Here is a 26236-nt window from a genome sequence, read left to right as displayed (position 1 = left end):
GCACGCACGGGAGGGGAAGACGACGTGGCGGTGTTCGCCGAAGACGTGAACCTGGCCGGATACACCACGCTGCGGCTCGGCGGGCCCGCCCGCCGCTTCGTCGAGGCGACGACCGAGTCCGAGCTCGTCGCCGCTGTCCGCAAGGCCGACGACGACGGCGAACCCGTCCTCGTGCTCGGCGGCGGCAGCAACCTCGTGGTGTCCGACGACGGATTCCCCGGCACCGTCGTCCACGTCGGCACTCGCGGCACCGAACGCGTCGCCGCCGAAGGCGACCGCGTCCTCGTCCGCGTCCAGGCCGGCGAGGAGTGGGATCCGTTCGTCGCCCGCTGCGTCACCGACGGGCTCGCCGGCGTCGAATGCCTCTCCGGCATCCCCGGACGCGTCGGCGCGACCCCGATCCAGAACGTCGGCGCCTACGGGCAGGACGTCAGCGAGACGGTCGTCGAGGTCCGCGCCTACGACCGGCAGGCCCGCGCCTGCGTCACACTCGACCGCGACGCCTGCCGCTTCACCTATCGGCACAGCGTCTTCAAGGGCAGTGACCGGTACGTCGTCCTGGACGTGACCTACGCGCTCCACGAGGCCGAGGAGTCGCAGCCGGTGGCCTACGCCGAACTCGCGCGGAAACTCGGCGTCCTGCCGGGCGACCGGGTCACGCTGAAAGAGGCGCGCGACGCCGTCCTCGAACTGCGGCGCGGCAAGGGCATGGTCCTGGACGCCGCCGACCCCGACACCCGCAGCGCGGGATCGTTCTTCACCAACCCGGTCCTCGAAGCCGCCCAGGTCGCCGACCTCGAACGCCGCGTCGCCGAACGCCTCGGCCCGGACACGGCGTTCCCCCGCTACCCGGAGATCGGCGACCGGGTCAAGACGTCCGCCGCCTGGCTCATCGACCGTGCCGGTTTCACCAAGGGCCACGCCCGGGGCCCGGCCCGCATCTCCACCAAGCACACCCTCGCCCTCACCAACCCGGGCGGCGGGAGCACCGCCGACCTGCTCGCGCTGGCCCGCGAGGTGCGCGGCGGCGTCCGGGACGCGTTCGGCGTGGAACTGGTCAACGAGCCGGTCCTCGTCGGGGTGACCCTCTGAGCCCGGTGTGACGCTTCGGACAACGGCCCGCTGAGCAGCGGTTGATAGTGTTGTGGCGTCGAGGGGGAGTAGTCCCAATCGCGTGATCGACATACTGGCGCCGCCGACGGCGCCCGGTCGCGCGGGCCCGGTCACCGACCGCGGCGGACGAGACCTTCGGCCTGGCAGTCATGCCGGGCCGAGGTCGCGTGCACAAGAAGCCCCCGGCCCTTCGCCCGGCATCCGAGCGAGAGGGAACCGGTGTCCGCCTTCCTCATCAGCCTGGCCGTGATCTTCGTCGCCGAACTGGGCGACAAGAGCCAGCTCATGGCCATGACCTTCGCCACCCGCTTCCGCGCCCTCCCGGTGCTGATCGGCATCACGGCCGCGACCGCGATCGTCCATCTGGCGAGCGTCGCCCTCGGCGCGACGCTCGGCGCCGCGCTCCCGACCGGCCCGATCTCGATCATCACCGGCATCGCCTTCCTCGGCTTCGCGCTGTGGACGCTCCGCGGCGACGAACTGGACGCCGACGAACGCGACAAGGCCCGGCGCGCCACCGGCTCGGCGATCCTCGCCGTCGGCGGGGCGTTCTTCCTGGCCGAACTGGGCGACAAGACGATGCTCGCCACCGTCACCCTCGCCGCCGACCACGGCGGCCTCCTCGGGCTCACCGGCGTGTGGCTCGGCTCGACGGTCGGCATGGTCGCCGCGGACGCGCTCGCGATCGTCGTCGGCCAGGCGCTCGGCCGCAAACTCCCCGAGCGGGTCATCAAGTACGGCGCCGCGGCCGGTTTCGCCGCCTTCGGCGCCATCCTCCTCGTCGAGGGCCTCACGGCCTGACCCGCGGTCCGAGCCTTGAAACGGGCCCGGGGCGGGAACCATGACCGCAGGGCCCTCGACGACCGCGGGGCTCGGCCGCGGCAGGGTCCGGACGGGAGTACGACCGTGGCCCTACCCGCCTCCCTTCCCCCGCCCCGGCAGGTGCTCGGCACACGTCTCCAGCTGAGCGACGAGGCCGCCGCCCGCATCCGCGAACTGATCATGGACGGCCGGGTCCGGCCCGGCGACCGCCTGCGGCTCGAACGGCTCGCCGTGGAATTCGGCATCAGCGTCACGCCCGTCCGGGAGGCGCTGAAGTCGCTGCGCAGCGAGGGGTTCGTCATGCTCGAACCGAGACGCGGGTTCGTCGTCGCGCCACTGTCGAAACGGGACGTCCAGGACCTGTTCTGGGTGCAGGCCGGCATCGCCGCCGAGCTGACGGCACGCGCCGCGCCCCGGATCGGCCCAGCCGTCCTGCGCGAACTGGACGTCCTCCAGCACGCGATGGAACGTGCCAGGGCCGCGCGCCGCCCCGACCTGATGGAAGACCGCAACCACCTCTTCCATCGGGAGATCAACCTGACCGCCGCCTCGCCGAAGCTCGCCTGGTCGCTGGGGACGGCGGCACGTTACGTCCCGCGCGGCCTCTACGGGCGCCTCGCCGACTGGCCGGGCCTCGCCGTCCACGACCACGCGCGGATCCTCGCGGCGCTCCGCGACGGGGACGCGCCGGCCGCGGCGCGGGAGATGCGCGGCCACATCGTCCGCGCCGGCGAACTGCTGGTCGCGCACCTCGAACGCCGGGGGCTGTGGCGTCCCGACACGCGCGACGGCTAGCCGCCGAGCCAGGCGTCGACCCCGGCCAGCAGCCGTCCCCGCAGGTCGTCGGGGGCGGCTGAGGCCCGGATCGACTGCCGGGCCAGCTCCGCCAGCTCGACGTCGGAGAACCCGTGCTCGGTGCGGACGAGCTCGTACTGCCGCGCCAGCCGCGAACCGAACAGCAGCGGGTCGTCGGCGCCCAGCGCGATCGACGCGCCCGCCTCGAACAACCGCCGCACCGGAACCTCCGACGCCGTCGCCGCCACCCCGAGACTCACGTTCGATGCCGGGCAGACCTCCAGCGTCACGCCCCGCTCCACGATCCGCGACACCAGCCGTGGATCCTCGACCGCGCGGACACCGTGTCCGATCCGGTCGGCGTCCAACGTCTCCAGGCACTCCCGGACGCTCGCCGGGCCGAGCAGCTCGCCGCCGTGCGGGTCCGACAGCAGCCCGCCGCGCTTGGCGATCCGGAACGCGCCCTCGAAGTCGTACGCCCGGCCCCGCCGCTCGTCGTTGGACAGCCCGAACCCGACGACGCCCTTCCCCGCGTACCGGACGGCGAGCCGCGCGAGGGTCTTGGCGTCCAGCGGATGCCGCGTCCGGTTCGCCGCGATCACCACGCCGATGCCGACGCCGCTCGCCTCCGCGGCCGCCCGCGCCGCGTCCAGCACCAGCTCCACGGTCGGGGTCAGCCCGCCGAACATGGCCGCGTACCCGCTCGGGTCGACCTGGATCTCCAGCCAGCCGGACCCCTCCGCGGCCTCGTCCTCGGCCGTCTCGCGCAGCAGCCGGCGCAGATCGTCCGGCGTCCGCAGCACCGAGCGCGCGATGTCGTAAAGCCGCTGGAACCGGAACCAGCCGCGCTCGTCGGTCGCGTGCAGCCTGGGCGGCCAGTCCTCGACGAGGGCGTCCGGCAGATGGACGCCGTGCAGGGCGGCGAGTTCCACGAGCGTGGAATGCCGCATCGAGCCGGTGAAGTGCAGATGCAGATGCGCCTTCGGTAGCAGGGCCACGTCCGGACGGGCCGGGCCACGCGACGGGACGGGCTCACGACGGCCCGGGATGGAACGGTCCGGCAGGGCACGGTCCTGGGCCGGATGGGCTGAAACGGTACGGGCCTCCATGAGCCAATGTTGCCGGATCGGCGCCGGACTCGAACCCCCGCCCCGCCAGGATCACCACACCGGACTACCTCGCATGACACGCCACGGCCATCCCGCCCATGGGCATCTCGGAAAAAACTTTGGAATCGCGTGCAACCCCCTCCGGGCACCGTGCGTATACGAGGGGCGCCAGAGAGAAACAGGCACTCCCCCCCGCATGCAAGACCGGGCAGAAGGGTTACACCATGATCACGCTGAAGGCCGCCTTGATCGCAGCGTCCGCCGTCGGAACCGTGGCCGTGGGCGGCGGCGCGACGTGGGCGATGACCGGCTCCCACCACGACGCCGGCCTCCAGTCGCAGGGCTCCAAGGCCCCGGCCGCCACCCGCCAGCTCCAGGACGCCGCGCCCAAGGCCGCCCCGACGTGCCTCCCGGCGAAGTCCGACCTGCCGAAGGCCCCCGGCGCCGGAGTGAAGAAGCAGGTCGAGCAGCACCTCAAGCAGCACCCCGTCGGCAAGGACCTGCCGAAGACCCAGCTGCCGAAGGGGCAGGTGCCCGAGGGCGCGACGAAGGACCTCCCGAAGACCGGCGTGCCGAACACCCAGGTGCCCGGCGTCAAGGCCCCGGACGGCAAGAACCTCCCCGCCAAGCCCGGCGTGCCCGCCGTGCCCGGTGTGCCCGCCAAGCCCGGCGTCCCGGCGAAGCCCGGCGTCCCGGCGAACATTCCCACCTGCGCGCCGTCCACCGGCAACCTGCCGGGCGCCCCGGCCACCAAGCCGTCCGCGCGCGTCCCCGCCAAGCCCGGCGTGCCCGCCGTGCCCAACCTCGACTGCAGCAAGCTGCAGCCCGCCGTGCAGGTCGGCGGGCCGGTCGAGAAGGCCGTCATGCTGTCGAAGGGCCTGCGCTACGTGTCGGCCGTCCCGGGCTCCGCGGAACTGCGCAAGCAGCAGATCTGCGCCGTCACGCAGAAGTGGACCGGCAAGGCCGGCCAGGTGCTCACCGTCGAAACGCTGAAGACCAGCCCCGGAATGACGCAGAATCAGCTGCGGCAGGCGCTGAAGCTGCCCGAGGGCGGCACCCCGGCCACCGTGGCGGGTGTCACCACCTGGCAGGCTCCCGGTGGTAACGGCGTGCTGCTGTTCGACCCGAACGGCTACTCGCTGTTCGTCAACGGCAGCCCCGTCCTCGCCGGGAACGGGCTGAAGGACGTGGCCACCGCGCTGCACCAGGCCCGGTAACAGCACGCAAAGCGCGGGCGGGCGGCCCAGGCGCGGAGGCCGCCCGCCCTCGGCACGATGGAAATGCCGGAACTGCTCTAGCCGGGATGGAGCACTGTGGGGCGTCGAGACGACGAGTCGTTCGTGGAGTTCGTGGCGGCACGCGGCGATGCCCTGCTGCGCACCGCGGCACTGATGTGCGGGGCCCGGCAGGACGCCGAGGACATTCTGCAGACCGCGCTGGAGAAGGCGTACCGCCACTGGGGGCGGCTGGAGACGGGCAGCGATCCCGAGCCGTACGTCCGCAAGATCCTGGTCAATCTGGTGATCAGCCGGTCCCGGCGGTGGAAGGTGCTCCGGGAGATCCAGATGGCGAGGCTCCCGGAGACACCGGCCGCGTCACCGAACCACGCCGTCGAGTTGAGAGGAACCCTCATGGAGGAACTGCGCAAGCTCGGCCCCCGGCAACGGGCCGTGCTGGTCCTGCGGTTCTGGGAGGACCTCTCCGAGGCGGAGACGGCGCAGGCTCTCGGCTGTTCGGTCGGAACGGTCAAGAGCCAGGCGTCCCGGGGGCTCGCCAGGCTCCGGGAACGCCTCGACAAGAACCTGGCTCCACTGGGGAGATGAGCGATGGATCTGGAGAGTGAACTGCGGAAGGCCATGGCCGAGCAGGTGGCCGAGGCGTCCGCTTCGCCGTCGCTCGTCAACGACGTCAAACGGCGGCACCGCCGCCGCAAGTCCCGCATCCACGCGGCCGCGGGGGTGGCGGCCGCCTCGGTCGCGGCCCTCGCCCTCGTGCCCACCTATCAGTCGCTCCGGGCCACACCGGCCGGGAACTCCGAGACGACCCGTCCCACGAACAGCGTCTCGGCGTTCCGGTCGCCGGAGCGACTCCCCGCTCCGGGCCTCCCCGCGTCCCCGTCCTCGAAGGGGAGGCCTGGAGCGGACGCCTCACCGAAGCCGCAGGCGAATCCGCCCGGCGACGGCCGGGAACCGCACAAGCCCGGCCTGGGCGGCGCGGTGGGCAGACTGCCGTCCTGGATCACCTACCTGCCGGACGGCCTGGCCGCCACGGGGCCGTGCAAGGTCTCCCGCGGCACCGAGCGCGAGACCACCACGTGCGTGTGGCGCGGCGACGGCGGCTGGGTGGAGATCGCCCTGGTGAAGAGCGGCGGGCTCACCGGGCCCCAGGACCTCGTGAAGGCGCCGGGGGTCCCCGGGCACACGACCGTCCGGGGGATGCCGGCGCTGACCGCCGACCGGCCCGGCCCGGCACGCCAGATCTCCTGGATGGTGCGGCCAGGCGTCGGCGTCACCGTCACCGCCGCGGGGGCGGCCAAGGACAGGCTCATGACCATCGCCGAGGGCGTGCGCCCCTGAGGACCCCGCCCCGGCGGGACGTCTCGCGGCGGAGAGGGGCCGTCCGCGGGACGTCCCGCCGGGCTTCCGGGACGGGCCCGGCGGAGGCCCGCCCCACCCGAAACCGGCCCCGGGCTGTGTGCGCCCGGGGCCGGTTTCGAGTTCGCGGGATTCGCGGGAGAGGTCAGCCCGCCTCGGCGAGCAGCTTCCCGACGCGCGAGACGCCCTCGACGAGGTCGTCGTCGCCCAGCGCGTACGAGAGGCGGAAGTAGCCCGGCGTGCCGAACGCCTCACCCGGCACCAGCGCGACCTCGGCCTCCTCCAGGATCAGCGACGCCAGCTCCACCGACGTCTCCGGCCGCTTGCCGCGCAGCTCCTTGCCCAGCAGCGCCTTCACCGACGGGTAGGCGTAGAACGCGCCCTCCGGCTCGGGGCACACCACGCCCGGGATCTCGTTCAGCATCTTCACGATCGTGTGCCGGCGCCGGTCGAACGCCTTGCGCATCTCCGCGACCGCCGACAGGTCGCCCGTCACCGCGGCGAGCGCGGCGGCCTGGGACACGTTCGCCACGTTGGACGTCGCGTGCGACTGCAGGTTCTGCGCGGCCTTCACCACGTCCGCCGGGCCGACCATCCAGCCGACCCGCCAGCCCGTCATCGCGTACGTCTTCGCCACGCCGTTCAGGACGAGCGTCCGCTCGGCCAGCTCCGGCACCACCACGGGCATCGAGTGGAACTCGGCGTCCCCGTACACGAGGTGCTCGTAGATCTCGTCGGTGACGACCCAGAGGCCGTGCTCGTCGGCCCAGCGTCCGACGGCCTCGACCTCGTCTCGCGTGTAGACGGCCCCGGTCGGGTTGGACGGCGACACGAACAGCAGCACCTTCGTGCGGCCGGTGCGGGCCGCCTCCAGCTGCTCGACGCTCACCTTGTAGCCGGTCGTCTCGTCGGCGACGACGTCCACGGGCACGCCGCCCGCCAGCTTGATCGACTCGGGGTAGGTCGTCCAGTACGGCGTCGGGACGAGCACCTCGTCACCCGGGTCGAGGAGTGCCGCGAACGCCTCGTACACCGCCTGCTTGCCGCCGTTGGTCACGAGCACCTGCGACGCCTCGACCTTGTAGCCGGAGTCGCGCTCGGTCTTCTCGGCGATCGCGGCGCGCAGCTCGGGCAGCCCGCCCGCCGGCGTGTACTTGTGGAACCGCGGCACCCTGCACGCGGTCACCGCGGCCTCGACGATGTAGTCGGGAGTCGGGAAGTCGGGCTCGCCGGCGCCGAACCCGATGACCGGGCGGCCCGCCGCCTTCAGCGCCTTGGCCTTGGCGTCGACGGCCAGCGTGGCGGACTCGGATATCGCGGCGATGCGCTTGGAGATGCGAGGACGGTCGATGCTCATGTCCCTATCGTTACAGACGGCGCGCCGTGACCCGAGCGATATATCCGGGCCGGTCACCTGTGGGGGGACGACCCCCGCACCCTTGGAAGAACGACCGGTCGGACGGGGTTCGCCGCGGCGTCCGGACGATCTCCCGCTATTCGGTTCGACGCGGGCCCCTCCGGCACGTAGACTCACCCTCCAAGTGACGCGCCACCGGTGATACGAGCCTGTCCGCACGCGGGCATCCTCGTAAGGCCGTAAGCTGGGACGCGGCACCGTCCCGATCCCATGGTCGGGCTTCTCCTTAGCCGGAGAAACGAAGGGCAGTGGCTCAATTGGTAGAGCTCCGGTCTCCAAAACCGGCGGTTGGGGGTTCGAGTCCCTCCTGCCCTGCGAGGTGCGGTGCGCGCACCCGTGCCGGCCGCGCCACGGCGGCGCCGTGGCACTCCGCGGTACGGGACCGCGCGGCAACCACATGGTGGTTGGATCACGACCTATGAGGTGAACGGCGGCAAATGGCGACCGAGACTCGCGACGAGCCTGAGGCCAAGGACGAGGGCAAGGGCAAGAAGAAGTCCCCTTCCAGGCGGACCTCGCCTGCGCTCTTCGTGCGCCAGATCATCGCCGAGCTGCGCAAGGTCATCTGGCCGACGCGGCGGGAGCTGATCACCTACACGACCGTCTCGCTGGTGTTCGTGCTGGTCATGGTCGCGATCGTCTCCGGTATCGACTACGGGCTGCAAAAGGGCGTCTACGAGCTCTTCGGCTGACGCCGCGCGGCCGGGGCCGTACCGGGAGACCCGCCGTACCCTCGCAAGTCCATCACCGCAGACCGAGAGAAGAGTCACCGTGTCCGAGCCCTCACAGCCCTACGACGAGGCCGTTGCCGAGGCCCAGTCCGCTGCGGCTGCTGCGGCAGACCAGGCGGCGGAGCCCGTCGACGAGACGGCCGAGGAGGTCGTCTCCGCCGGCGACGCCGAGCCGGCGGACACGAAGCTGGAAGGCGAGGGCCCCGCGCCGGACGCGGCCGAGGGCGCCGCCGAGCTCGCCGAGTCCGTCGAGGGCGAGGAGCCGGCCGAGGCCGCCGAGCCGCCGGCCGACCCGTACGCCGACTTCAAGATGCAGCTGCGCCTGCAGCCGGGCGACTGGTACGTCGTGCACTCCTACGCGGGGTACGAGAACCGGGTCAAGACCAACATCGAGACCCGCACCCAGACCCTCAACATGGAGGACTACATCTTCCAGATCGAGGTCCCGCAGCACGAGGTGACCGAGATCAAGGGCGGCAAGCGCCAGAAGGTCAACGAGAAGGTCCTGCCGGGCTACATCCTCGTCCGCATGGAGCTCACCGACGAGTCGTGGGCCGCGGTCCGCAACACGCCGGGCGTCACCGGGTTCGTGGGGCTGCTGAACAAGCCGTCCCCGCTGAGCCTGGACGAGGTCGCCAACCTGCTCGCGCCCGAGCCCGAGGAGGGCGTCGCCAAGGCCGCCAAGGAGCAGGCCAAGGTCGCCGCCACCGTCGACTACGAGGTCGGCGAGTCGGTCACCGTCATGGACGGCCCGTTCGCCACCCTCCCCGCCACCGTCAACGAGATCAACGCCGAACAGCAGAAGCTGAAGGTCCTGGTCTCGATCTTCGGTCGCGAGACCCCGGTGGAGCTGTCCTTCAACCAGGTCTCCAAGATCTGACGGGCGCGCCTCGACCGGCGCATGGCGCCGGGGCACCGATGTGCCCGGCCCGGCGGCCATGTCTCCACGGCCTGGCCGATCCGCTCCGGTCAGCGCGTATCCTGGACGGGTTGTCTTCGTCCAGGCGACGACGAACTCGGTTCTCGTGTCGCTCTTCGGCGTGAGAAGCCGACGGCCCCGCGTATGCGGGGATGACCCCAAGAACATCGCCGCCCTCGTCAAGGTGCGGCTTTGCTCCCCGCGTAGGCGGGGATAGGGGTCGGTCAAGGTCCTAACACAGCGGTATGTTCCGCCCGCCGTGTTGCCCGGAGATCCGGGAGTCGGGACCACAGTGAAACGGAACGCTGAGGGAGAGGCATGCCTCCGAAGAAGAAGGTCGCCGCGCTCGTCAAGGTGCAGCTCCAGGCCGGTGCCGCCACGCCGGCGCCGCCGGTCGGTACCGCGCTCGGTCCGCACGGCGTCAACATCATGGACTTCTGCAAGCAGTACAACGCTGCCACGGAGTCCCAGCGCGGCAACGTCATCCCCGTAGAGATCACCATCTACGAGGACCGGTCGTTCAGCTTCGTCACCAAGACCCCGCCGGCCGCGCAGCTCATCCTGAAGGCCGCGGGCGTCGAGAAGGGCAGCGGCGAGCCGCACAAGACCAAGGTCGGCTCGGTCACCCGCGACCAGGTGCGCGAGATCGCCACCACGAAGATGCCCGACCTCAACGCCAAGGACCTGGACGCCGCCGAGAAGATCGTCGCCGGCACCGCGCGGTCGATGGGCATCGAGGTCAAGTAGATCACCCAGTGGAAGGGCCGGCGCTGGCCCGCACCACGAGTTCCAGTGGAGGAACGCACATGAAGCGCAGCAAGGGCTACCGCGCCGCGGCGGAGAAGATCGACCGGGACCGGCTGTACAGCCCGGTCGAGGCCGTGAAGCTGGCCAAGGAGACCGCGGTCACCAAGTTCGACGCGACCGTCGAGGTCGCCCTGCGGCTGGGCGTCGACCCGCGCAAGGCCGACCAGATGGTCCGCGGCACCGTCAACCTGCCGCACGGCACCGGCAAGACCGCCCGCGTGCTCGTCTTCGCCGTCGGCGCCAAGGCGCAGGAGGCGGAGGCGGCGGGCGCCGACCTGGTCGGCTCCGACGACATGATCGAGCGCATCCAGGGCGGCTTCCTGGACTTCGACGCCGTCGTGGCGACGCCGGACCAGATGGGCAAGGTCGGGCGCCTGGGCCGGGTGCTCGGCCCGCGCGGCCTGATGCCGAACCCGAAGACCGGGACGGTCACCATGGACGTGGCCAAGGCCGTGACCGACATCAAGGGCGGCAAGATCGAGTTCCGGGTGGACCGGCACGCGAACCTGCACTTCATCATCGGCAAGGCGTCCTTCGACGAGCGCCAGCTGGTGGAGAACTACGCCGCCGCCGTCGACGAGATCCAGCGGCTCAAGCCGTCCGCGGCGAAGGGCCGGTACGTCAAGAAGGCGGCGCTGACCACCTCGATGGGCCCGAGCATCCCGGTGGACCCGAACGCGGTCCGCAACCTGACCGCGGAGCTCGAAGAGGCCTGACGGCACGCGACGTCACCGGACGTCACCGGGCAGGGCGCCCCCGATCGGATCGGGGGCGCCCTGCCGCGTTCTGGCGCGGATCACCGGATACAACCCCACGGATCACCGGATACAACGATCGCAGTCCGGAACCGGACAATTTGGTACCCGATTCCTTAGTTACCGGTGGGGAACCTGGTGTTGAATTGCTCGCGTGAAGCGTCGAACCGACCGGGCCATCGCCATCTCCGCCGTGACCGCGGTGGCCGTCGTGCCCACTGCGATCCTGATGGTGGTGAAGGTCGGAGGCGACGGCCCCAAGGACACGGGCGCGCTGCCGCCCGCCGCGGCCATGGCCCAGCAGGATCCCGCCAACCCGAACGGCTCGGCGTCCGGCACGGTGTCGCCCGGTGCCTCCGGGGCGCCGGGGTCCGGAACGGGCGCGGGCGCCCGGCCGGGCACGCCGGGACCCGGAAGCGGACCGGCCGCGCACGGCCTGCCCACGGCACCGCCCCAGCCCGGCCCCAGCCTGCACTCCTTCACCCGCAAGACGGAGATGAAGGTGACGGTCGGCTCGGGCGGCGACTACAAGCACGCAACCGAGACCGCCTCCTTCACCCTCTACCCGAAGTTCGCGATGAACGCCGTCGGCGTCACGCGGACGATGAAGGGCGGCGAGCTCAGCGAGGTCACCCAGAAGGTGATCGTGCAGGGGAGCACCCTCAAGGGATACGACGGGCAGAAGTGGACGCAGTCCACGCTGTCGCAGGCGCAGCTGGGCACGCTGCAGAGCGGCTCGGACCCGCGGCAGTTCACGTTCATGATCGGGACGCTGCCCGGCATGACGGCGAGCGAGCCGGACGACGCCGACCGGACGCGCTTCACCGCGCAGGCGCTCATGGGCCGCGTGTACGCGCTGCTGCCGCAGGACGCCGCGGAGGCGTTCCGCAAGTGGATACCGGACAGCGCCGGCTGCGGGCTCGACATGTGGGCCGACAGCGAAGCCCGTCCGGCCTCGATCGCGTTGACCGCGCAGGCCCCCGGCGCGGGGTTCACCGGGTCGATGACCTTCGGTTCCTACCGGTGACGCAGCGGATACGGTCCCGCCGAACGGGTGCCGGGCGGCTACGCCGTTGGTCGTACCGTCCGGGGGGCCATTCGTACCACCGGGGGATGTAGCGCCGTTAGCGCCCCGAGACACTGGGAACACCAGCAGGGCGACAAGGGAGGCTCAACCCTCATGAACCGACGACTCGTGGTGGCGGCCGGAGGCACCGCCGTGGGTGCCGCGCTCCTCCTGTCCGGATGCAACGGGGACGGGTCGGAGAACACCGGCAACATGAAGCTCAGCGCGAACCAGGCGCTGCTGAAGGCGTCCGAGAAGACCGGTAAGACCGACACGTTCAAGGCCGACCTGACGGTGACGGGCACCGGCGACGGCGGCGGCAAGGTCCACGCCAACGGGCAGTTCCGGCTGCGCCCCTCACTGCAGTTCAGCGCGAAGCTGGACGAGTTCAGCCAGAACGGGCAGAGCGTCCCGGGCGCCAAGGGCCAGGCGATCTTCAAGGACAACGTGCTGTACGCGAAGGTCCCGCAGCTCGCCCAGTTCGTCAGCGGCGGCAAGCCGTGGGTGAGGATCGACGTGAACCAGGTGGCGCAGAAGACCGGCTTCGACGTCCAGAGCCTGGTCAGCCAGGTGCAGAAGGTGGACCCGGCCGAGCAGACGAAGATGTTCACCGGCTCCAAGGACGCCCGCCGGGTCGGCGCCGAGACGGTCGACGGCGTCAAGACGACGCACTACGCCGGGACGGTCACCGTCGACGACGCGCTGAACCGGCTGGACCCGCAGGCGCGGGAGAAGGTGCAGAAGTGGCTGCCGAAGGACCGCGGCAACGGCAAGATCAACTTCGATCTGTGGACGGACGGCGACAACCTGCCGCGCAAGCTCGTGTCCAAGGCGACCGGCTCGCAGGGCGAGAACGGCACGGTCACGGTCCTCTACAGCGACTACGGAAAGTCGTTCGGAGTGAACCCGCCGCCGTCGGACCAGGTGGGGCAGCTGTCCCTCGGCCAGCTCCTCGGCGGCAACTGAGCACGGTGAACCGCGGGGGCCTCCTTCGCGTCTGATGTACCGTTCGGCCCATTTCCCGGGCGTACACGACCGACCAAGGAGACCCCCACGATGATCCGTCGTTTCGCGGCCGGCGCGGCGCTGGCCACCGGCCTCGCCCTCTCGCTGACCGGCTGCCTCGGGGACGCCGGGAAGAGCGTGGACGATGCCGGCAAGGGCCTGAAGCTGACGGCCGCGCAGGTGCTCGGCAAGGCCGCCGAGAAGACCGGCCAGGTCGACTCGTTCCAAGCCGACATGACGATGCAGATGACCGGTTCGACCACCGGCGACATGTCGGCCAACGGCACCATGCAGTACCGCACCAAGCCGGACCTGGCCTACAGCATGAACTTCGGCCAGATGACGGTCGCCGGCAAGTCGATGTCCGGGATGGAGCAGCGGCTCGTCGGCCGGAACATGTACATGAAGATGCCGATGCTGACGCAGCTCGGCGGCGGGTCCAAGCCGTGGATCAAGATCTCGCTGGACGAGCTCGGCGCCAAGTCGGGCCTGAACATCGACGAGCTGCTCCAGCAGTCCCGGCAGATGGACCCGGTCCAGAACACCAAGATGCTGACGGCGTCCAAGGACGCGCGCGAGGTCGGCAAGGAGACGATCGACGGCGTCCAGACGACCCACTACACGGGCACGTACCGGATGTCGGACGCGATCTCGAAGCTGTCCCCGGAGACCCAGGAGGCGTACCGCAAGAGCCTCGGCACGACCGGCACGCAGGCCATGAACTTCGACCTGTGGGTGGACGGCCGGCAGCTGCCGCGCCAGATGACGATGAAGTCGCTGGAGTCGGAGGGCGGCACGATGACGATGACGATGAAGTACCGCGACTTCGGCAAGCCGGTGCAGATCACCGAGCCGCCGGCGGGCGAGGTCACCGACTTCGGCCAGCTGATGAACCGGCTCGGCAGCGGCGGCGGGCTCCCCGGCGCCTGACCCGCACGCGGATCGTCCGAGGGACCGCGCCCCGCCCGGGGCGCGGTCCCTCGCGCGTGGCGCCGATTTGGCCAAGCCGGGGGACGCAGATATCCTGTTCCCTGCCGAAGACCGCCGGTCGTCATCTCTCACGGGGTGACCGAAGGACCCGACTCAGTTCGGGCGGCCTGCGTAGGTGAGACGAGAGCTTCCCGTATGGCCTCCGTGCCGTGCCTGGACGTCCCGTGCGCCTGCGCCGGGGCGTTTTTTGGTGGATCGGCGTCCACGTCCCTTCGCGGATGTGGCGCGGATCGGACCACCCAGGTAATCGGAAGGAGGGCTATGGCCAAGGCCCACAAGGACGCGGCGATCGCCGAGCTCAAGAGCGAGTTCGAGAGCTCCAGCGGTGCCGTGCTGACCGAGTACCGCGGGCTTTCCGTCGCGCAGGTCAAGGAACTGCGCGACAAACTCGGCGAGACGGCGCGGTTCCGCGTGGTGAAGAACACGCTGACCAAGCGCGCCGCGAACGAGGCCGGTGTCGACGAGCAGTTCCGTGAACTGCTCGAAGGCCCGTCGGCCATCGCGTTCGTCCGGGGCGACGTGGTCGAGGCCGCCAAGGGCCTGCGCGACTTCGCCAAGGCGAACCCGATGCTGGTGATCAAGGGCGGCTTCATCGACGGTCAGTCGATGGACGCGGCCGAGGTCGCCAAGCTCGCGGACCTCGAATCGCGCGAGGTCCTCCTCGCGAAGCTGGCCGGCGCGATGAAGGGCTCGATGGCGAACGCCGCCGCGCTGTTCAACGCCCTGCCGACGCAGGCCGCCCAGCTCGCCGAGGCGCTGCGCGCCAAGCGCGAGTCCGAGGGCGAGGCCGCCGAGGCCCCCGCCGCCGAGGCATCCGCCGAGTAGGCATTCCCGCGGTCCCCGTACCACCCCAGATCACAAGCCATAGCGGAGGAAACATCATGGCGAAGCTGAGCACCGACGACCTGCTCGACGCGTTCAAGGAGATGACCCTTCTCGAGCTCTCCGAGTTCGTGAAGCAGTTCGAGGACGTCTTCGACGTCAAGGCCGCCGCGCCGGTCGCGGCCGTGGCCGCCCCCGTCGGCGGCGGTGCCGCCGGCGGTGGCGAGGAGGCCGTCGTCCAGGACGAGTTCGACGTCATCCTTGAGGGTGCCGGCGACAAGAAGATCCAGGTCATCAAGGAGGTTCGCGCCCTGACGAGCCTCGGTCTCAAGGAGGCCAAGGACCTGGTCGACGGCGCGCCGAAGCCGCTGCTGGAGAAGGTCAACAAGGAGACGGCCGACAAGGCCAAGGAGGCCCTGGAGAAGGCCGGCGCCTCGGTCACCGTCAAGTAGGACGCTCCAGAGCACCGGAGCCGCACGGCTCCACCGCTCTCTCGGGAGGCGGTCACCCCGGTCGGGGTGGCCGCCTCCCTTTCTGTGCCGAGGTGACAAACACTTGCGGGAAACCGTGCGCGCCGACGGGTTGTGCGGTTCTCGACCGGCGGCGTAGCGTCCCGTCCTGACGCTGTGGCCACCTGGGTCGCGCACGCCTCAACGGTGATGGCGGACGTCCGGTCGCGGCGGCCTGACGGCACCCCCTTGAGACGACGCTTCTTGGACCACTAGTCTCATTGGCGCCGTAAGTAACGATTGTCTTACGACGTCGCATTTAGCCGCTGATCTGGGCAGGAACCCCTTCCATTTGGACCGGGGGCCGCTACGGTAGTGGAACCCGATCTGGCTACCGGACGGTAGCAACACGGCGGACACAGGGTGTGACGACAGAAAGAGCCTGAGTGCTACTCGCTCATTGGTTCGGGATTCCCCCGGCCTGGACGAAAGGTGACGAGTGGGCGTCGAGATCAGAGTCGAGGGCCTGACCAAGTCCTTCGGCCGCCAGGTGATCTGGCAGGACGTGTCGCTGACCATCCCCTCAGGGGAGATCTCCGTCCTCCTGGGTCCGTCCGGCACCGGCAAGTCCGTCTTCCTGAAGTCGCTCGTGGGGCTGCTCAAGCCCGACCGCGGTCACATCTGGATCGGTGACCGCGACCTGCCGTACCTGCCCGAGTCGCAGCTGTACGACACCCGGAAGCAGTTCGGAGTCCTGTTCCAGGACGGCGCGCTGTTCGGCTCGATGAACCTCTTCGACAACATCGCCTTCCCGCTCCGCGAGCACACCAAGAAGTCCGAGTCCGAGGTCAAGCGCATCGTCCTCGAGAAGATGGAGATGGTCGGCCTCCTCGGCGCCGAGCACAAGCTCCCCGGCGAGATCTCCGGCGGCATGAAGAAGCGCGCCGGGCTCGCCCGCGCGCTGGTGCTGGACCCCGAGATCCTCCTGGTGGACGAGCCGGACTCCGGCCTCGACCCGGTCCGCACCGCGTTCCTGAACCAGGTCTTCATCGACCTCAACGCGCAGATCGGCGCGACGTTCCTGATCGTCACCCACGACATCAACACCGCCCGGACCGTCCCGGACAACATCGGCCTGCTGTACCAGCGGCACCTGGCGATGTTCGGACCCCGGGAGATGCTGCTGTCCAGCGAGGAGCCGGTCGTCCGGCAGTTCCTGAACGCCAGCAAGGTCGGCCCGATCGGCATGTCCGAGGAGAAGGACGAGTCCGAGCTGGAAGCCGAGGCCAAGATGGGGCTCGACTCCGGCAAGCTGCCCCCCATCCCGCCGCAGCAGATGGCCAGCAACGGGCTGCTCCGCGCCGGGATGCACGCCCCCGGCGCCTGGTGCGCCGCGCACGGCGTCACCCCGCCGCCCGGCTCGTTCATCGACGACCTCGGCCGCAACTGGGTCGAGGAGTGGCCGCGGTACGTGGCGTCCATGGCGCCCGTCGGCGCGCCCGCCGGCGGCGGGCCGGGCGGCATGCCGCCCGCCGGCCCGGCCCCCGGGGGCCCCGGTCAGTTCCCCGGCAACCCGCCGCCCGGCCGGCCCGGGGGTGCGGGGTACTGATGTCCGCTCCTGAAACCGGCATCGGCGCGGGCCGGCGGGGCGGGAAGGGCGGCGGTGCCGCGACGTTCCGGAAGATCGGTGACGGCGCGGCCAACGTCGTCGTCCGCGAGCCCGGACGGTTCTTCGCCCTGTGCCTGGACACCGCCCGCGCGACCTTCAAGTGGCCGTTCCAATGGCGTGAGTTCATCCAGCAGGCCTGGTTCATCGTCAGCGTCACGGTCGTCCCCACGATGCTCGTCGCGATCCCGTTCGGCGGCGTGCTGTCGCTGCAGGTCGGCGGGCTGATCCGGCAGCTCGGCGCGCAGTCCTACACCGGCGCGACCGCCGTGGTGGCGATCGTCCGGGAGGCCAGCCCGCTGGTCACCTCGCTGCTGGTCGCGGGCGCCGCCGGGTCGGCGATGTGCGCCGACATCGGCTCCCGGAAGATCCGCGAGGAGATCGACGCCATGGAGGTGCTGGGCATCAACCCGCTGCACCGCCTGGTGGTGCCGCGGATGCTCGCCTGCGCGTTCGTCGCGCTGTTCCTGAACGGGCTGGTCTCGGTGGTCGGCCTGATGGGCGGCTACTTCTTCAACGTGATGCTGCAGGGCGGCACCCCCGGTGCCTACCTGGCGTCCTTCAACGCGATCGCGCAGCTGCCCGACCTCCTCCAGGCCGAGTTCAAGGCGTTCGTGTTCGGCATCACCGCCGGCCTGGTCGCCGCCTACAAGGGCCTGAACGCCAAGGGCGGTCCGAAGGGCGTCGGCGACGCGGTCAACCAGACCGTCGTCATCACGTTCATGCTGCTCTTCCTGGAGAACTTCCTGATCTCCACGCTGTACTTCCAGTTCGTCCCGTCGAAGGGGATGTGATGGCTGCCCCTGGAAAGACGGGAAAAGCGGTCTCCCGGGTGGTGAAGGCGCCCCTCGACCGGCTGGACGACTTCGGCCACCAGATGTCGTTCTACGCCCGCGCGTTCGCGTGGGTGTTCCGGGTGCTGCGCCGGTACCGCACCGAGGTGCTGCGGCTGCTGGCGGAGGTGAGCCTCGGCACCGGCGGCCTCGCGGTGATCGGCGGCTCGGTGGTGATCGTCGGCTTCATGACGTTCTTCACCGGCAGCCAGGTCGGCCTGCAGGGCTACGAGTCGCTGAACCAGATCGGCACGGCCGCGTTCACCGGGTTCGTCGCGTCGTACTTCAACACGCGTGAGATCGCGCCGCTGGTGTCGGCGCTCGCGCTGTCGGCGACGGTCGGCTGCGGCTTCACCGCCCAGCTCGGCGCGATGCGGATCTCGGACGAGATCGACGCGCTGGAGGTCATGGCCGTCCCGTCGATGCCGTTCCTCGTCACCACCCGGATGCTGGCCGGGATGATCGCGGTCGTCCCGCTGTACATCGTGGGCCTGCTCGCCTCCTACGGGGCGACGCGAGTGATCGTGACGATGTTCTACGGCCAGTCGACCGGCACCTATGATCACTATTTCCATTTGTTCCTACCGCCGTACGACATCTTGTGGTCATTCGGCAAAGTGATCATTTTTGCGGTGCTGGTGATGCTGATCCACTGTTATTACGGCTACCACGCGTCCGGCGGCCCGGCGGGCGTCGGCGTCGCGGTGGGCCGCGCCGTGCGCACCAGCATCGTGGTGATCAACGTGGTGGACCTGATGCTCGGCATGGCGATCTGGGGCACCACCACGACCGTCCGGATCGCGGGGTGACGCCGGCATGAGCCAACGTGTGCGTTTCCGGGTGCTCGGCATCTCGATGATCGTCGTGATCGTGCTGCTGCTGGCGCTGACCGTGGCGCTGTTCAACAAGGCGTTCACGCCGGTGCTCAAGGTGACGGTGACGAGCGAGCGGGCCGGGCTGCAACTGCTGCCGCACTCGGACGTGAAGGTGCGCGGGCTGATCGTCGGCGAGGTGCGCGGCACCGACGCCACCGCCGACGGCGCGACGCTGCATCTCGCGCTGGACCCGGGCAAGGCCAAGCTGATCCCGCGGAACGTCCAGGCGCGGCTGCTGCCGAAGACGCTGTTCGGCGAGAAGTACGTGGACCTGGAGATCCCGGCCCAGGCCGGGCCGGCGGGGCTGCGCGAGGGCCAGGTGATTCCGCAGGACCGCTCGCAGGCCGCCGTCGAGGTCGGCAAGGTGCTGGACGACCTGCTTCCGCTGCTCCAGGCGGTGAAGCCGGCGGAGCTGAACGCGACGCTGAACGCGCTCGCGACGGCGCTGCAGGGCCGCGGTGACCAGATCGGCCGGAACCTGGAGGAGGCCGACGAGCTGCTGCGCAAGATCAACCCGCAGCTCGGCACGCTGGTGCACGACCTGCGCGGCCTGGCGGACGTGTCCGACATCTACAGCGCCGCGGCGCCGGACCTGCTGCAGACGCTGCGCAACCTCAACGTGACCAGCCGGACGATCACCGACAAGAGGGCCACGATCGAGCAGCTGATCCCGGCGACCACCGCGCTGGCCGAGGACGGCGACGTGTTCATGCGGCAGAACGGGCCGAAGATCATCGGCTTCAACATCGCCAACCGGGACGGGCTGGACCTGGTCGCCCGGTACTCGCCCTCCCTGCCGTGCGTGTTCGCCGGGCTGATGAAGATCAGGCCGGAGGCCGAGCGGGCGGCCGGCGCGAACGGCTCGAAGACCTTCAACCTGACCGTCGAGATCGTCAAGCCGCGGCCGGGCTACAAGTACCCGCTGGACAAGCCGGAGGCCCGCGACCAGCGCAACCCGCGCTGCTACGGGCTGCCGAACCCGAAGGTCCCGTCCCCCGACTACCTGGCGCTGGACGGGACGCAGGACGACCTGTGGTGGAAGAACCCCGATGACCCGAACGGCGGCGGAAGCCGAGGCCGGGCCTTGTCGAACGTCTTCGTGGACCCGGGCTCGATGAGCGAGAAGGACAAGCTCAAGAGCATCCTCGGGCCGCTGACGCGGACCCCCGCCGACCAGCTCTCCGACGTCTCAGCGCTGATGTTCGGCCCCCTGCTCGCGGACGGATCGGTGGTGACCGTCAAGTGAGGACGACGAGCGCGGCGATCAAGCTGGCGATCTTCGTGGTCGTCACCTCGCTGGTCACCGGAGTGCTGGCGATGACGATCTCCAACATGCGGTTCGGGGAGACCACCACCTACAAGGCGATCTTCTCGGACGTGACCGGGCTGCTGGACAAGGACGACGTCCGCGTCGCCGGCGTCCGGGTCGGCCAGGTCGAGCACGTCGAGCTCTACAAGGGCAGCCAGGCGAAGGTCACGTTCAGCCTGGAGAAGGACAACCTCTTCAAGGCGGGGCTGCCGTCGTCCACGCAGGTGCAGATCCGCTACCGCAACCTGATGGGCCAGCGGTACCTCGCGCTGACCGACGGCGCCGGGCAGGTCGACGACTACCTGAAGCCGGGCGGGACGATCCCGATCGGGCAGACGAAGCCGGCGCTGGACCTGACGACGCTGTTCAACGGCTTCCGCCCGCTGTTCAGCGCGCTGGAGCCGAAGGACGTCAACACGCTCGCCATGCAGATCATCCAGGTGCTGCAGGGCGAGGGCGGGACGATCAACAGCCTGCTCGCGCACGTCGCGTCGCTGACCAACACGCTCGCCGACCGGGACAAGGTCATCGGCCAGGTGATCGACAACCTGAACAACGTGCTCGGCACCATCGACGAGCGGCACACCGAGGTCAACCAGCTGATCACGGATCTGCGCGGGTTCGTCAGCGGGGTGTCCGGCGACCGCAGGGCGATCTTCGACTCGGTCGCGGCGATCAACGACCTGACCGGCACCACGCAGGACCTGCTCGCCGACGCCCGCCCGGACATCCGCAACGACATCGCCGGGCTGCGCAAGCTCACCGCCACGTTCAACGCCAATGGCAAGGCGATCGACCAGGGCCTGAAGCGGTCGCCGAAGCGGCTGGAGGGGCTGGTGAACATCTCCTCCTACGGGTCCTGGTTCAACATGTACATCTGCGGTTTCGACGCGAGGGTGCGGCTGCCGGGCGGACCGGTCTACCAGACGCCGGCGATCGTGAACGAGAACGCGAGGTGCAAGTAGATGAGGATCCCGTTCCGGGAACGCAACCCGGTCCCCATCGGGCTCTCCGCGTTCGCGATCATCATCGTCCTCCTGGTGCTGGCGATGAACCTGGAGAACATTCCGTTCATCTCCGGCGGCACCACCCACACCGCCGCGTTCAAGGAGGCGGCCGGGATGAAGGCCGGCGAGGAGGTCCGCATCGCGGGCGTCAAAGTCGGCAAGGTGACCGGCCTCGAACTCGACGGCGACCACGTCAAGGTCACCTTCCGGGTGGACGACGGGGTGAAGCTCGGCGAGCGCACCGAGGCCGACATCAAGATCAAGACGATCCTCGGCGCGCACTACCTGGCGCTCACCCCGCGGGGCCGGGGCAGGCTCGGCCACAACATCCCGATCGAGCGGACGCACACCCCGTTCGAGGTCGTGCCCGCGATCAGCGAGCTGAGCCAGCGGGTCGGGGCCATCGACGTCCAGCAGGTCGCGAAGTCGTTCGACGTGCTGTCGGACACGTTCAAGAACTCGCCCGAAGAGGTGCAGGCGTCGCTGCAGGGGCTGCGCCGGCTGTCGAACACTGTCGCGTCCCGGGACGACGAGCTGCACGAGCTGGCCGGCAAGGCCAAGGACGTCTCCAAGCTGCTCGCCGACCGCAACCAGGACTTCGCCAAGCTCGTCCAGGACGGCGACAAGGTGCTCCAGGCGGTGCAGGCGCGGCGGGCGGTCATCCACCAGCTGCTGATCAACACGGTCACGCTGTCCCAGCAGGTGAACGCGCTGATCAACGAGAACGAGAAGCAGCTGCGGCCGATGCTGGACAACCTGGCGAAGGTGAACGCGATCCTGCTGAAGAACCAGAACAACCTGGACCGGATCCTGCAGCTGTTCGCGCCGTTCGCCCGGCAGTTCACCGACGTCACCGGCACCGGCCGCTGGTTCGACTCGTGGATCCAGAACCTCATCCCCATCCCCGCGTCGATTCAGAACCCGCCGAGCGGCGGCGGGACGACGGCCAAGAAGCAGGGCGGCCAGCCGGGCAACGGCTCGCCCGGCAACGGCCAGACCGGCGCCAACCGCGACAACCCGTTGCCCTTCCTCCCGTGAGCAGCAGGCAGGTTCCCGTGCGCAACTCAGCGACCATCCTCCGCCTCGGCGGCGCGATCCTCGCCGTCGCGGTGCTGGCGGCCGCGCTCCTGCTGATCTTCCAGGAGCCGAAGCAGCGTCACCTGATGGCGTACTTCACCAAGACCGTCGGCCTGTACAAGGGCGCGGACGTCCGGATCCTCGGCATCCCGGTCGGCGAGGTCACGAGCGTCGAGCCGGCCGGCGACTCGGTCAAGGTCGAGATCAGGTACGACGCCAAGTACAAGGTCCCCGCGAACGCGCAGGCCGTCATCGTCAACCAGACGCTGGTCGCCGACCGGTACGTCCAGCTCACCCCCGTCTACAAGGGCGGCGGCGTCCTCGCCGACAAGGCGACGCTCGGCACGAACCGCACCGCGGTCCCGGTCGAGGTGGACGAGATCGGCGGCAACCTGAACGAGCTGTCCCAGGCGCTCGGCCCGCAGGGCGCCAACGCGCCGGGCGCGAACGGCGAGGCGGGCTCGCTGTCGCGGCTGCTGCAGGTCGGCGCCGCGAACCTGAACGGGCAGGGCGACGACATCCGGCAGACGATCGCGGACGCCTCCCAGGCGCTCAGCACGCTGAGCACCGACCGCGGCGACGTCGCCGAGACGATCAAGAACCTGCGGATCATCACCGACGCGATGAAGGCCAACGACCAGCAGATCAAGTCGTTCTCCGGGCACCTCAACGGGGTGTCGGGGCAGCTCGCGGGGGAGAAGGAGGAGCTCAGCGCGGCCCTCAACACCCTCGCCCCGACGCTGCGGAACGTGCAGCGGTTCGTCAAGGACAACCGCACCGAGCTCGCCGCCAACGTCCGGCAGCTCGCCCAGATCACCGGCGTGCTGGTGAAGGAGAAGGGTGCGCTCTCCGAGATCCTCACCGCCGGCCCGCTCGCCGTCAACAACCTGGCCCGCGCCTACGACCCGATCAGCGGCACCATCCACACCCGTGACAACTTCCGCCAGTTCAACAACCTGGCCGACTGGATCTGCTCGCTGGCGTACTCGGTCGGGACGCCCGCCAAGGAGTGCCTCGACTTCATCACGCCGTACAACGGCATCGGCAAGGCGCTGACCGGCTTCAGCCTCGATCTGTCCTGGATCACGGCGCTGACCACGCACTACGACCCGGTGCCGATCCCCCCGGACGCCTACGGCCCGCAGGGCGCGCCCGGCAAGTCCGGCAAGACGAGCACCACGAACAAGACGAACAAGACCGCGACGGCCGGAACGCAGAGCAAGCCGCGGGATCTCACCGCGCTGCTGCCTGGAGGTGGCCAATGAGCAGGACATGGCGCACGCGCCGGTACGTCCGCCGCGCCCGGCTGCTCGGCGCCGCCGCGCTCGCGGGCGTGACGGCCCTGTCCGGCTGCTCGTTCAACGGCGTGGAGTCGCTGCCGCTGCCCGGCGGCCCCGACCTCGGCTCGCACCCGAAGACCGTGAAGATCGAGTTCGAGAACGTGCTGGACCTCGTCCCGCAGTCCGCGGTCAAGGTCAACGACGTTTCGGTGGGGAAGGTCGAGAAGATCGACCTGGCCGGGGAGCCGGGCACGCGGGGCGGCTGGCACGCCCTGGTCACCGTCAAGTTCCGCGGGGACGTCAAGCTGCCCGACAACGCCGTCGCGACGATCGGCCAGACCAGCCTGCTCGGCGAGAAGTTCGTGCAGCTGGAGCCGCCGCAGAACCAGACCCCGACCGGGCAGCTCGGAAACAACGACCTGATCCCCCTGAATCGCACGTCCCGCGGCACCGAGATCGAAGAGGTGCTGTCGGCGATGTCGCTGCTGCTGAACGGCGGCGGCCTGGAGCAGGTCTCCACGATCAGCCACGAGCTGCAGGCCGCGATGGGCGGCCGCGAGTCGACGATCAGGTCGGTGCTGCAGCGGGTCAACACGTTCGCCGGGACGCTGGACCAGAACCGCGCCGCGATCACCCGGGCGCTGGACAGCATCGACCGGCTGACCGGCAAGCTCTCCGACGAGCGCAAGACGATCCAGGACACGATCGACAAGACGGGCCCCGCGATCGCGGTCCTCAACCGCAACCGCGCCGACCTCACCAAGATGCTGGTCGCGCTGAACAGGCTCAGCCGCACCACCACGTACGTGATCGACCACTCCAAGGCCGACATGCTGGCCAACCTGCGGGACCTCGACGTGATCCTGCGGAACCTCAACAAGGCCGGCTCCGACCTGCCGAAGTCGCTGGAGACGCTGATCACCTTCCCGTTCCCGGCGACGTTCGAGAACGTCATCGCGGGCGACTACGGCAACGTCCGGCTGACCCTGGACCTGGACTTCCAGTCCATCGCGCACAACCTGCTCGGCGGCACCGACCTGGAGGGGCTGCTCGGCAGCGGCAAGCAGATGCGCAGCATGCTGCAGGTGCCGAACGTGACGCTGCCGGACTCGCCGCTCGGCGTGCTGCCGCAGACACCGGGCGGCGGCACCGGGCAGGGCGGGCTGCCGGGCCTGCCCGGCGGCTCCACGCCGGCGCCCGGCAAGACGCCCGGCAGTACACAGGGCACGCAGGGGCGTCCGGGCGCGTTCGCCCCCGGCTACGGTGACGGCGGTCTGCGGACCCTGATGGCGGGGGGCCTCTCGTGATCCTGAAGCGCGGCGTCATCATCCAGCTGATCGCCTTCGCGGTCATCACCGTCGTCGGCGTGGCGATCGTCTCGGTGAACTACATCGGGCTCGGCCGCGGCCTGCTCGGCAAGCAGTACACCACCTACGTCGACCTCACCGACTCCGGCGGCGTGTTCACCAACGCCGAGGTCACCTACCGGGGCATCCCGGTCGGACGGGTCGGGCCCATCGAGCTGACCAAGGACGGCATCCGCGTCAAGCTGCTGATGGAGCGCGGCAAGCGGATCCCGCGCGAGGGCACGAAGGCCGTGGTGGCGAACCGGTCGGCGGTCGGCGAGCAGTACATCGACCTGGAGCCCACCCAGAAGAGCGGGCCCTACCTGGACGAGGGCGAGCCGTACACGATCCCCCGGGAACGCACCACGCTGCCCGTGTCCACCGCCGAGCTGCTGCGCAACGTCGACTCGCTCGTCGGCTCGGTGAACACCAAGGACCTCGGCGTCATCGTGGACGAGCTGGACAAGGCGTTCTCCGGCTCCGCCTCGGACCTGCAGTCGATCCTGGACGACACCGACCGGCTGCTGAAGACGGCCAACGAGGCGTACCCCGACACCGAGCGGCTGCTGAACAACAGCGTGACCGTCCTGGACACCCAGCGCGGGCAGGCCGCCAACATCCGGGGCTTCGCCCGGAACCTGAACGAGCTCACCACCTCGCTCCGCAACGACGACCCCGCGCTGCGGAAGACCATCGACAGCGCGCCGGGCGCGGTGGACGAGACGCACAAGGCCATCAACCAGCTCGCGCCGACGCTGCCCGTCCTCCTGGCGAACCTCACCACCACCGGTCAGATCATCGCGTCGCGCAAGGCGGGCCTGCGGTCGCTGTTCATCCTCTACCCGGTGACGGTCGCCGGCGCGTTCACCGTAACCCCCGGCGACGGAACCCAGCATCTGGGGCTCGCGCTGAACATCGACGCGCCGCCCGCCTGCACCAAGGGCTACGAGAAGACCAAGCACCGCTGGCCGCAGGACACGTCCCCCAAGAAGCCCCGCCTGGACACCGGCTGCACGGCTCCCCACAACGCGCCCACGGACGTGCGCGGAGCCCGGAACTTCCCGCGGGAGGCCATCGCGCCCTACCCGCAGGTTCCGCCGGGCGCGACGACGGGCGCCGGCTTCCCCGAGGGCGGCGCGTACGCCACCGACGGTGACGGCGGTGACGGCGGCGCCAAGACGGAGGCCAAGGGCAAGAGCTCCGGCAAGACCTCCGGGAAGGCGGCGGCCGCGGGGGCTCCGGCCGGGCAGCTGTCGAACGGCAACCTGTACCTGTCCTATCCGGCGGATTCAGTCGAATTCGCTGGATACGATCCAACGACGGGTGCGGTCTACGGGCCCGATGGCAAGCGTTATGTCATGCCGCGCAGCGCCGGTACTCGCCAGTTGGGAGAGGAATCCTCGTGGAAGTGGCTCCTGCTCGGACCGCTGAGCCAGTGAGGGGGACACG

General features: G+C 70.1%; 26 protein-coding genes and 1 tRNA gene. 25 read left to right on the top strand and 2 right to left on the bottom strand.

The window, feature by feature from the left end:
• Positions 1-24 precede the first annotated feature (24 nt).
• The 3 genes from ACQPXG_RS42355 (at position 25) to ACQPXG_RS42345 (ending at position 2730) form a co-directional block, all read left to right on the top strand.
• Positions 25-1092, top strand: a complete 1068-nt coding sequence (locus ACQPXG_RS42355; RefSeq protein ID WP_433464773.1) for a UDP-N-acetylmuramate dehydrogenase — start codon at positions 25-27, stop codon at positions 1090-1092.
• A gap of 240 nt (positions 1093-1332) precedes the next feature.
• Positions 1333-1914, top strand: a complete 582-nt coding sequence (locus ACQPXG_RS42350; protein ID WP_433464772.1) for a TMEM165/GDT1 family protein — start codon at positions 1333-1335, stop codon at positions 1912-1914.
• A 105-nt stretch (positions 1915-2019) separates the two neighbouring features.
• Positions 2020-2730 carry a GntR family transcriptional regulator gene (locus ACQPXG_RS42345; RefSeq protein WP_433464771.1) on the top strand — a complete coding sequence of 237 codons (711 nt, stop codon included), beginning with the start codon at positions 2020-2022 and terminating at the stop codon, positions 2728-2730.
• On the opposite strand, the gene ACQPXG_RS42340 is transcribed toward ACQPXG_RS42345, so the two are convergent.
• Positions 2727-3728 carry an adenosine deaminase gene (locus tag ACQPXG_RS42340; RefSeq protein ID WP_433464770.1) on the bottom strand — a complete coding sequence of 334 codons (1002 nt, stop codon included), beginning with the start codon at positions 3726-3728 and terminating at the stop codon, positions 2727-2729. The two genes, ACQPXG_RS42345 and ACQPXG_RS42340, sit on opposite strands and share 4 nt — an antisense overlap.
• A 335-nt stretch (positions 3729-4063) precedes the next feature.
• Between ACQPXG_RS42340 and ACQPXG_RS42335 the strand changes: the two genes are divergently transcribed.
• The 3 genes from ACQPXG_RS42335 to ACQPXG_RS42325 all read left to right on the top strand — a co-directional run bounded on the left by ACQPXG_RS42335 (position 4064) and on the right by ACQPXG_RS42325 (position 6415).
• Positions 4064-5056: a hypothetical protein gene (locus ACQPXG_RS42335; RefSeq protein ID WP_433464769.1), complete on the top strand. Its 993-nt coding sequence runs from the start codon at positions 4064-4066 to the stop codon at positions 5054-5056.
• Between the two features lie 96 nt (positions 5057-5152).
• Positions 5153-5662: a SigE family RNA polymerase sigma factor gene (locus tag ACQPXG_RS42330; RefSeq protein ID WP_433464768.1), complete on the top strand. Its 510-nt coding sequence runs from the start codon at positions 5153-5155 to the stop codon at positions 5660-5662.
• Positions 5663-5665: 3 nt separating this feature from the next.
• Positions 5666-6415, top strand: a complete 750-nt coding sequence (locus ACQPXG_RS42325; protein ID WP_433464767.1) for a hypothetical protein — start codon at positions 5666-5668, stop codon at positions 6413-6415.
• A gap of 163 nt (positions 6416-6578) precedes the next feature.
• Here the strand turns inward: ACQPXG_RS42325 and ACQPXG_RS42320 are convergent, their stop codons facing one another.
• Complete coding sequence (locus ACQPXG_RS42320; protein ID WP_433464766.1) at positions 6579-7790, bottom strand: pyridoxal phosphate-dependent aminotransferase; 1212 nt, start codon at positions 7788-7790, stop codon at positions 6579-6581.
• A 302-nt stretch (positions 7791-8092) separates the two neighbouring features.
• Here ACQPXG_RS42320 and ACQPXG_RS42315 point away from each other — a divergent pair.
• The 19 genes from ACQPXG_RS42315 to ACQPXG_RS42225 all read left to right on the top strand — a co-directional run bounded on the left by ACQPXG_RS42315 (position 8093) and on the right by ACQPXG_RS42225 (position 26226).
• Positions 8093-8165 (top strand) — tRNA-Trp (locus ACQPXG_RS42315).
• Positions 8166-8287: 122 nt separating this feature from the next.
• Positions 8288-8542, top strand: a complete 255-nt coding sequence (gene secE / locus ACQPXG_RS42310; protein ID WP_433464765.1) for a preprotein translocase subunit SecE — start codon at positions 8288-8290, stop codon at positions 8540-8542.
• 79 nt (positions 8543-8621) lie between these two features.
• On the top strand, positions 8622-9461 hold the full coding sequence (gene nusG / locus ACQPXG_RS42305) for a transcription termination/antitermination protein NusG (RefSeq protein WP_433464764.1): 840 nt from the start codon (positions 8622-8624) through the stop codon (positions 9459-9461).
• 357 nt (positions 9462-9818) lie between these two features.
• Positions 9819-10247 (top strand): 50S ribosomal protein L11, encoded by a 429-nt coding sequence (gene rplK / locus ACQPXG_RS42300; RefSeq protein ID WP_433464763.1) that lies wholly within the window; start codon positions 9819-9821, stop codon positions 10245-10247.
• A gap of 59 nt (positions 10248-10306) precedes the next feature.
• Entirely contained in the window at positions 10307-11023 is a 717-nt protein-coding gene (rplA, locus tag ACQPXG_RS42295; protein ID WP_433464762.1) for a 50S ribosomal protein L1, read from the top strand.
• 193 nt (positions 11024-11216) lie between these two features.
• Positions 11217-12089 (top strand): hypothetical protein, encoded by an 873-nt coding sequence (locus tag ACQPXG_RS42290; RefSeq protein WP_433464761.1) that lies wholly within the window; start codon positions 11217-11219, stop codon positions 12087-12089.
• A gap of 153 nt (positions 12090-12242) precedes the next feature.
• The gene (locus ACQPXG_RS42285) at positions 12243-13094 is read left to right on the top strand and encodes a hypothetical protein (RefSeq protein ID WP_433464760.1); all 852 of its coding nucleotides are present in this window, start codon (positions 12243-12245) and stop codon (positions 13092-13094) included.
• Positions 13095-13184: 90 nt separating this feature from the next.
• Entirely contained in the window at positions 13185-14063 is an 879-nt protein-coding gene (locus ACQPXG_RS42280) for an LppX_LprAFG lipoprotein (protein WP_433464759.1), read from the top strand.
• Between the two features lie 321 nt (positions 14064-14384).
• Entirely contained in the window at positions 14385-14948 is a 564-nt protein-coding gene (rplJ, locus tag ACQPXG_RS42275; RefSeq protein ID WP_433464758.1) for a 50S ribosomal protein L10, read from the top strand.
• Between the two features lie 56 nt (positions 14949-15004).
• Positions 15005-15397 carry a 50S ribosomal protein L7/L12 gene (gene rplL / locus ACQPXG_RS42270; RefSeq protein WP_433464757.1) on the top strand — a complete coding sequence of 131 codons (393 nt, stop codon included), beginning with the start codon at positions 15005-15007 and terminating at the stop codon, positions 15395-15397.
• Between the two features lie 496 nt (positions 15398-15893).
• Complete coding sequence (locus ACQPXG_RS42265) at positions 15894-17003, top strand: ABC transporter ATP-binding protein (protein WP_433464756.1); 1110 nt, start codon at positions 15894-15896, stop codon at positions 17001-17003.
• Positions 17003-17854 (top strand): MlaE family ABC transporter permease, encoded by an 852-nt coding sequence (locus ACQPXG_RS42260; protein ID WP_433464755.1) that lies wholly within the window; start codon positions 17003-17005, stop codon positions 17852-17854. Before ACQPXG_RS42265 ends, ACQPXG_RS42260 begins: the two co-directional genes overlap by 1 nt.
• Entirely contained in the window at positions 17854-18702 is an 849-nt protein-coding gene (locus ACQPXG_RS42255) for an MlaE family ABC transporter permease (protein ID WP_433464754.1), read from the top strand. Before ACQPXG_RS42260 ends, ACQPXG_RS42255 begins: the two co-directional genes overlap by 1 nt.
• Before the next feature lie 7 nt (positions 18703-18709).
• Entirely contained in the window at positions 18710-20014 is a 1305-nt protein-coding gene (locus ACQPXG_RS42250; RefSeq protein ID WP_433464753.1) for an MCE family protein, read from the top strand.
• Positions 20011-21042, top strand: a complete 1032-nt coding sequence (locus ACQPXG_RS42245) for an MCE family protein (RefSeq protein WP_433464752.1) — start codon at positions 20011-20013, stop codon at positions 21040-21042. Before ACQPXG_RS42250 ends, ACQPXG_RS42245 begins: the two co-directional genes overlap by 4 nt.
• The gene (locus ACQPXG_RS42240) at positions 21043-22122 is read left to right on the top strand and encodes an MCE family protein (RefSeq protein ID WP_433464751.1); all 1080 of its coding nucleotides are present in this window, start codon (positions 21043-21045) and stop codon (positions 22120-22122) included.
• Positions 22119-23426, top strand: a complete 1308-nt coding sequence (locus tag ACQPXG_RS42235) for an MCE family protein (protein WP_433464750.1) — start codon at positions 22119-22121, stop codon at positions 23424-23426. Before ACQPXG_RS42240 ends, ACQPXG_RS42235 begins: the two co-directional genes overlap by 4 nt.
• The gene (locus ACQPXG_RS42230; RefSeq protein ID WP_433464749.1) at positions 23423-24748 is read left to right on the top strand and encodes an MCE family protein; all 1326 of its coding nucleotides are present in this window, start codon (positions 23423-23425) and stop codon (positions 24746-24748) included. The genes ACQPXG_RS42235 and ACQPXG_RS42230 overlap by 4 nt, the downstream gene beginning before the upstream one ends.
• A complete protein-coding gene (locus ACQPXG_RS42225) occupies positions 24745-26226 on the top strand; it encodes an MCE family protein (protein WP_433464748.1) in 1482 nt (493 codons plus the stop codon). Before ACQPXG_RS42230 ends, ACQPXG_RS42225 begins: the two co-directional genes overlap by 4 nt.
• Positions 26227-26236 lie beyond the last annotated feature (10 nt).

The organism is Spirillospora sp. CA-128828 (genome assembly GCF_050945415.1).
Taxonomy (GTDB): domain Bacteria; phylum Actinomycetota; class Actinomycetes; order Streptosporangiales; family Streptosporangiaceae; genus Spirillospora.
This window is presented reverse-complemented; position numbering and strand designations above follow the sequence as displayed.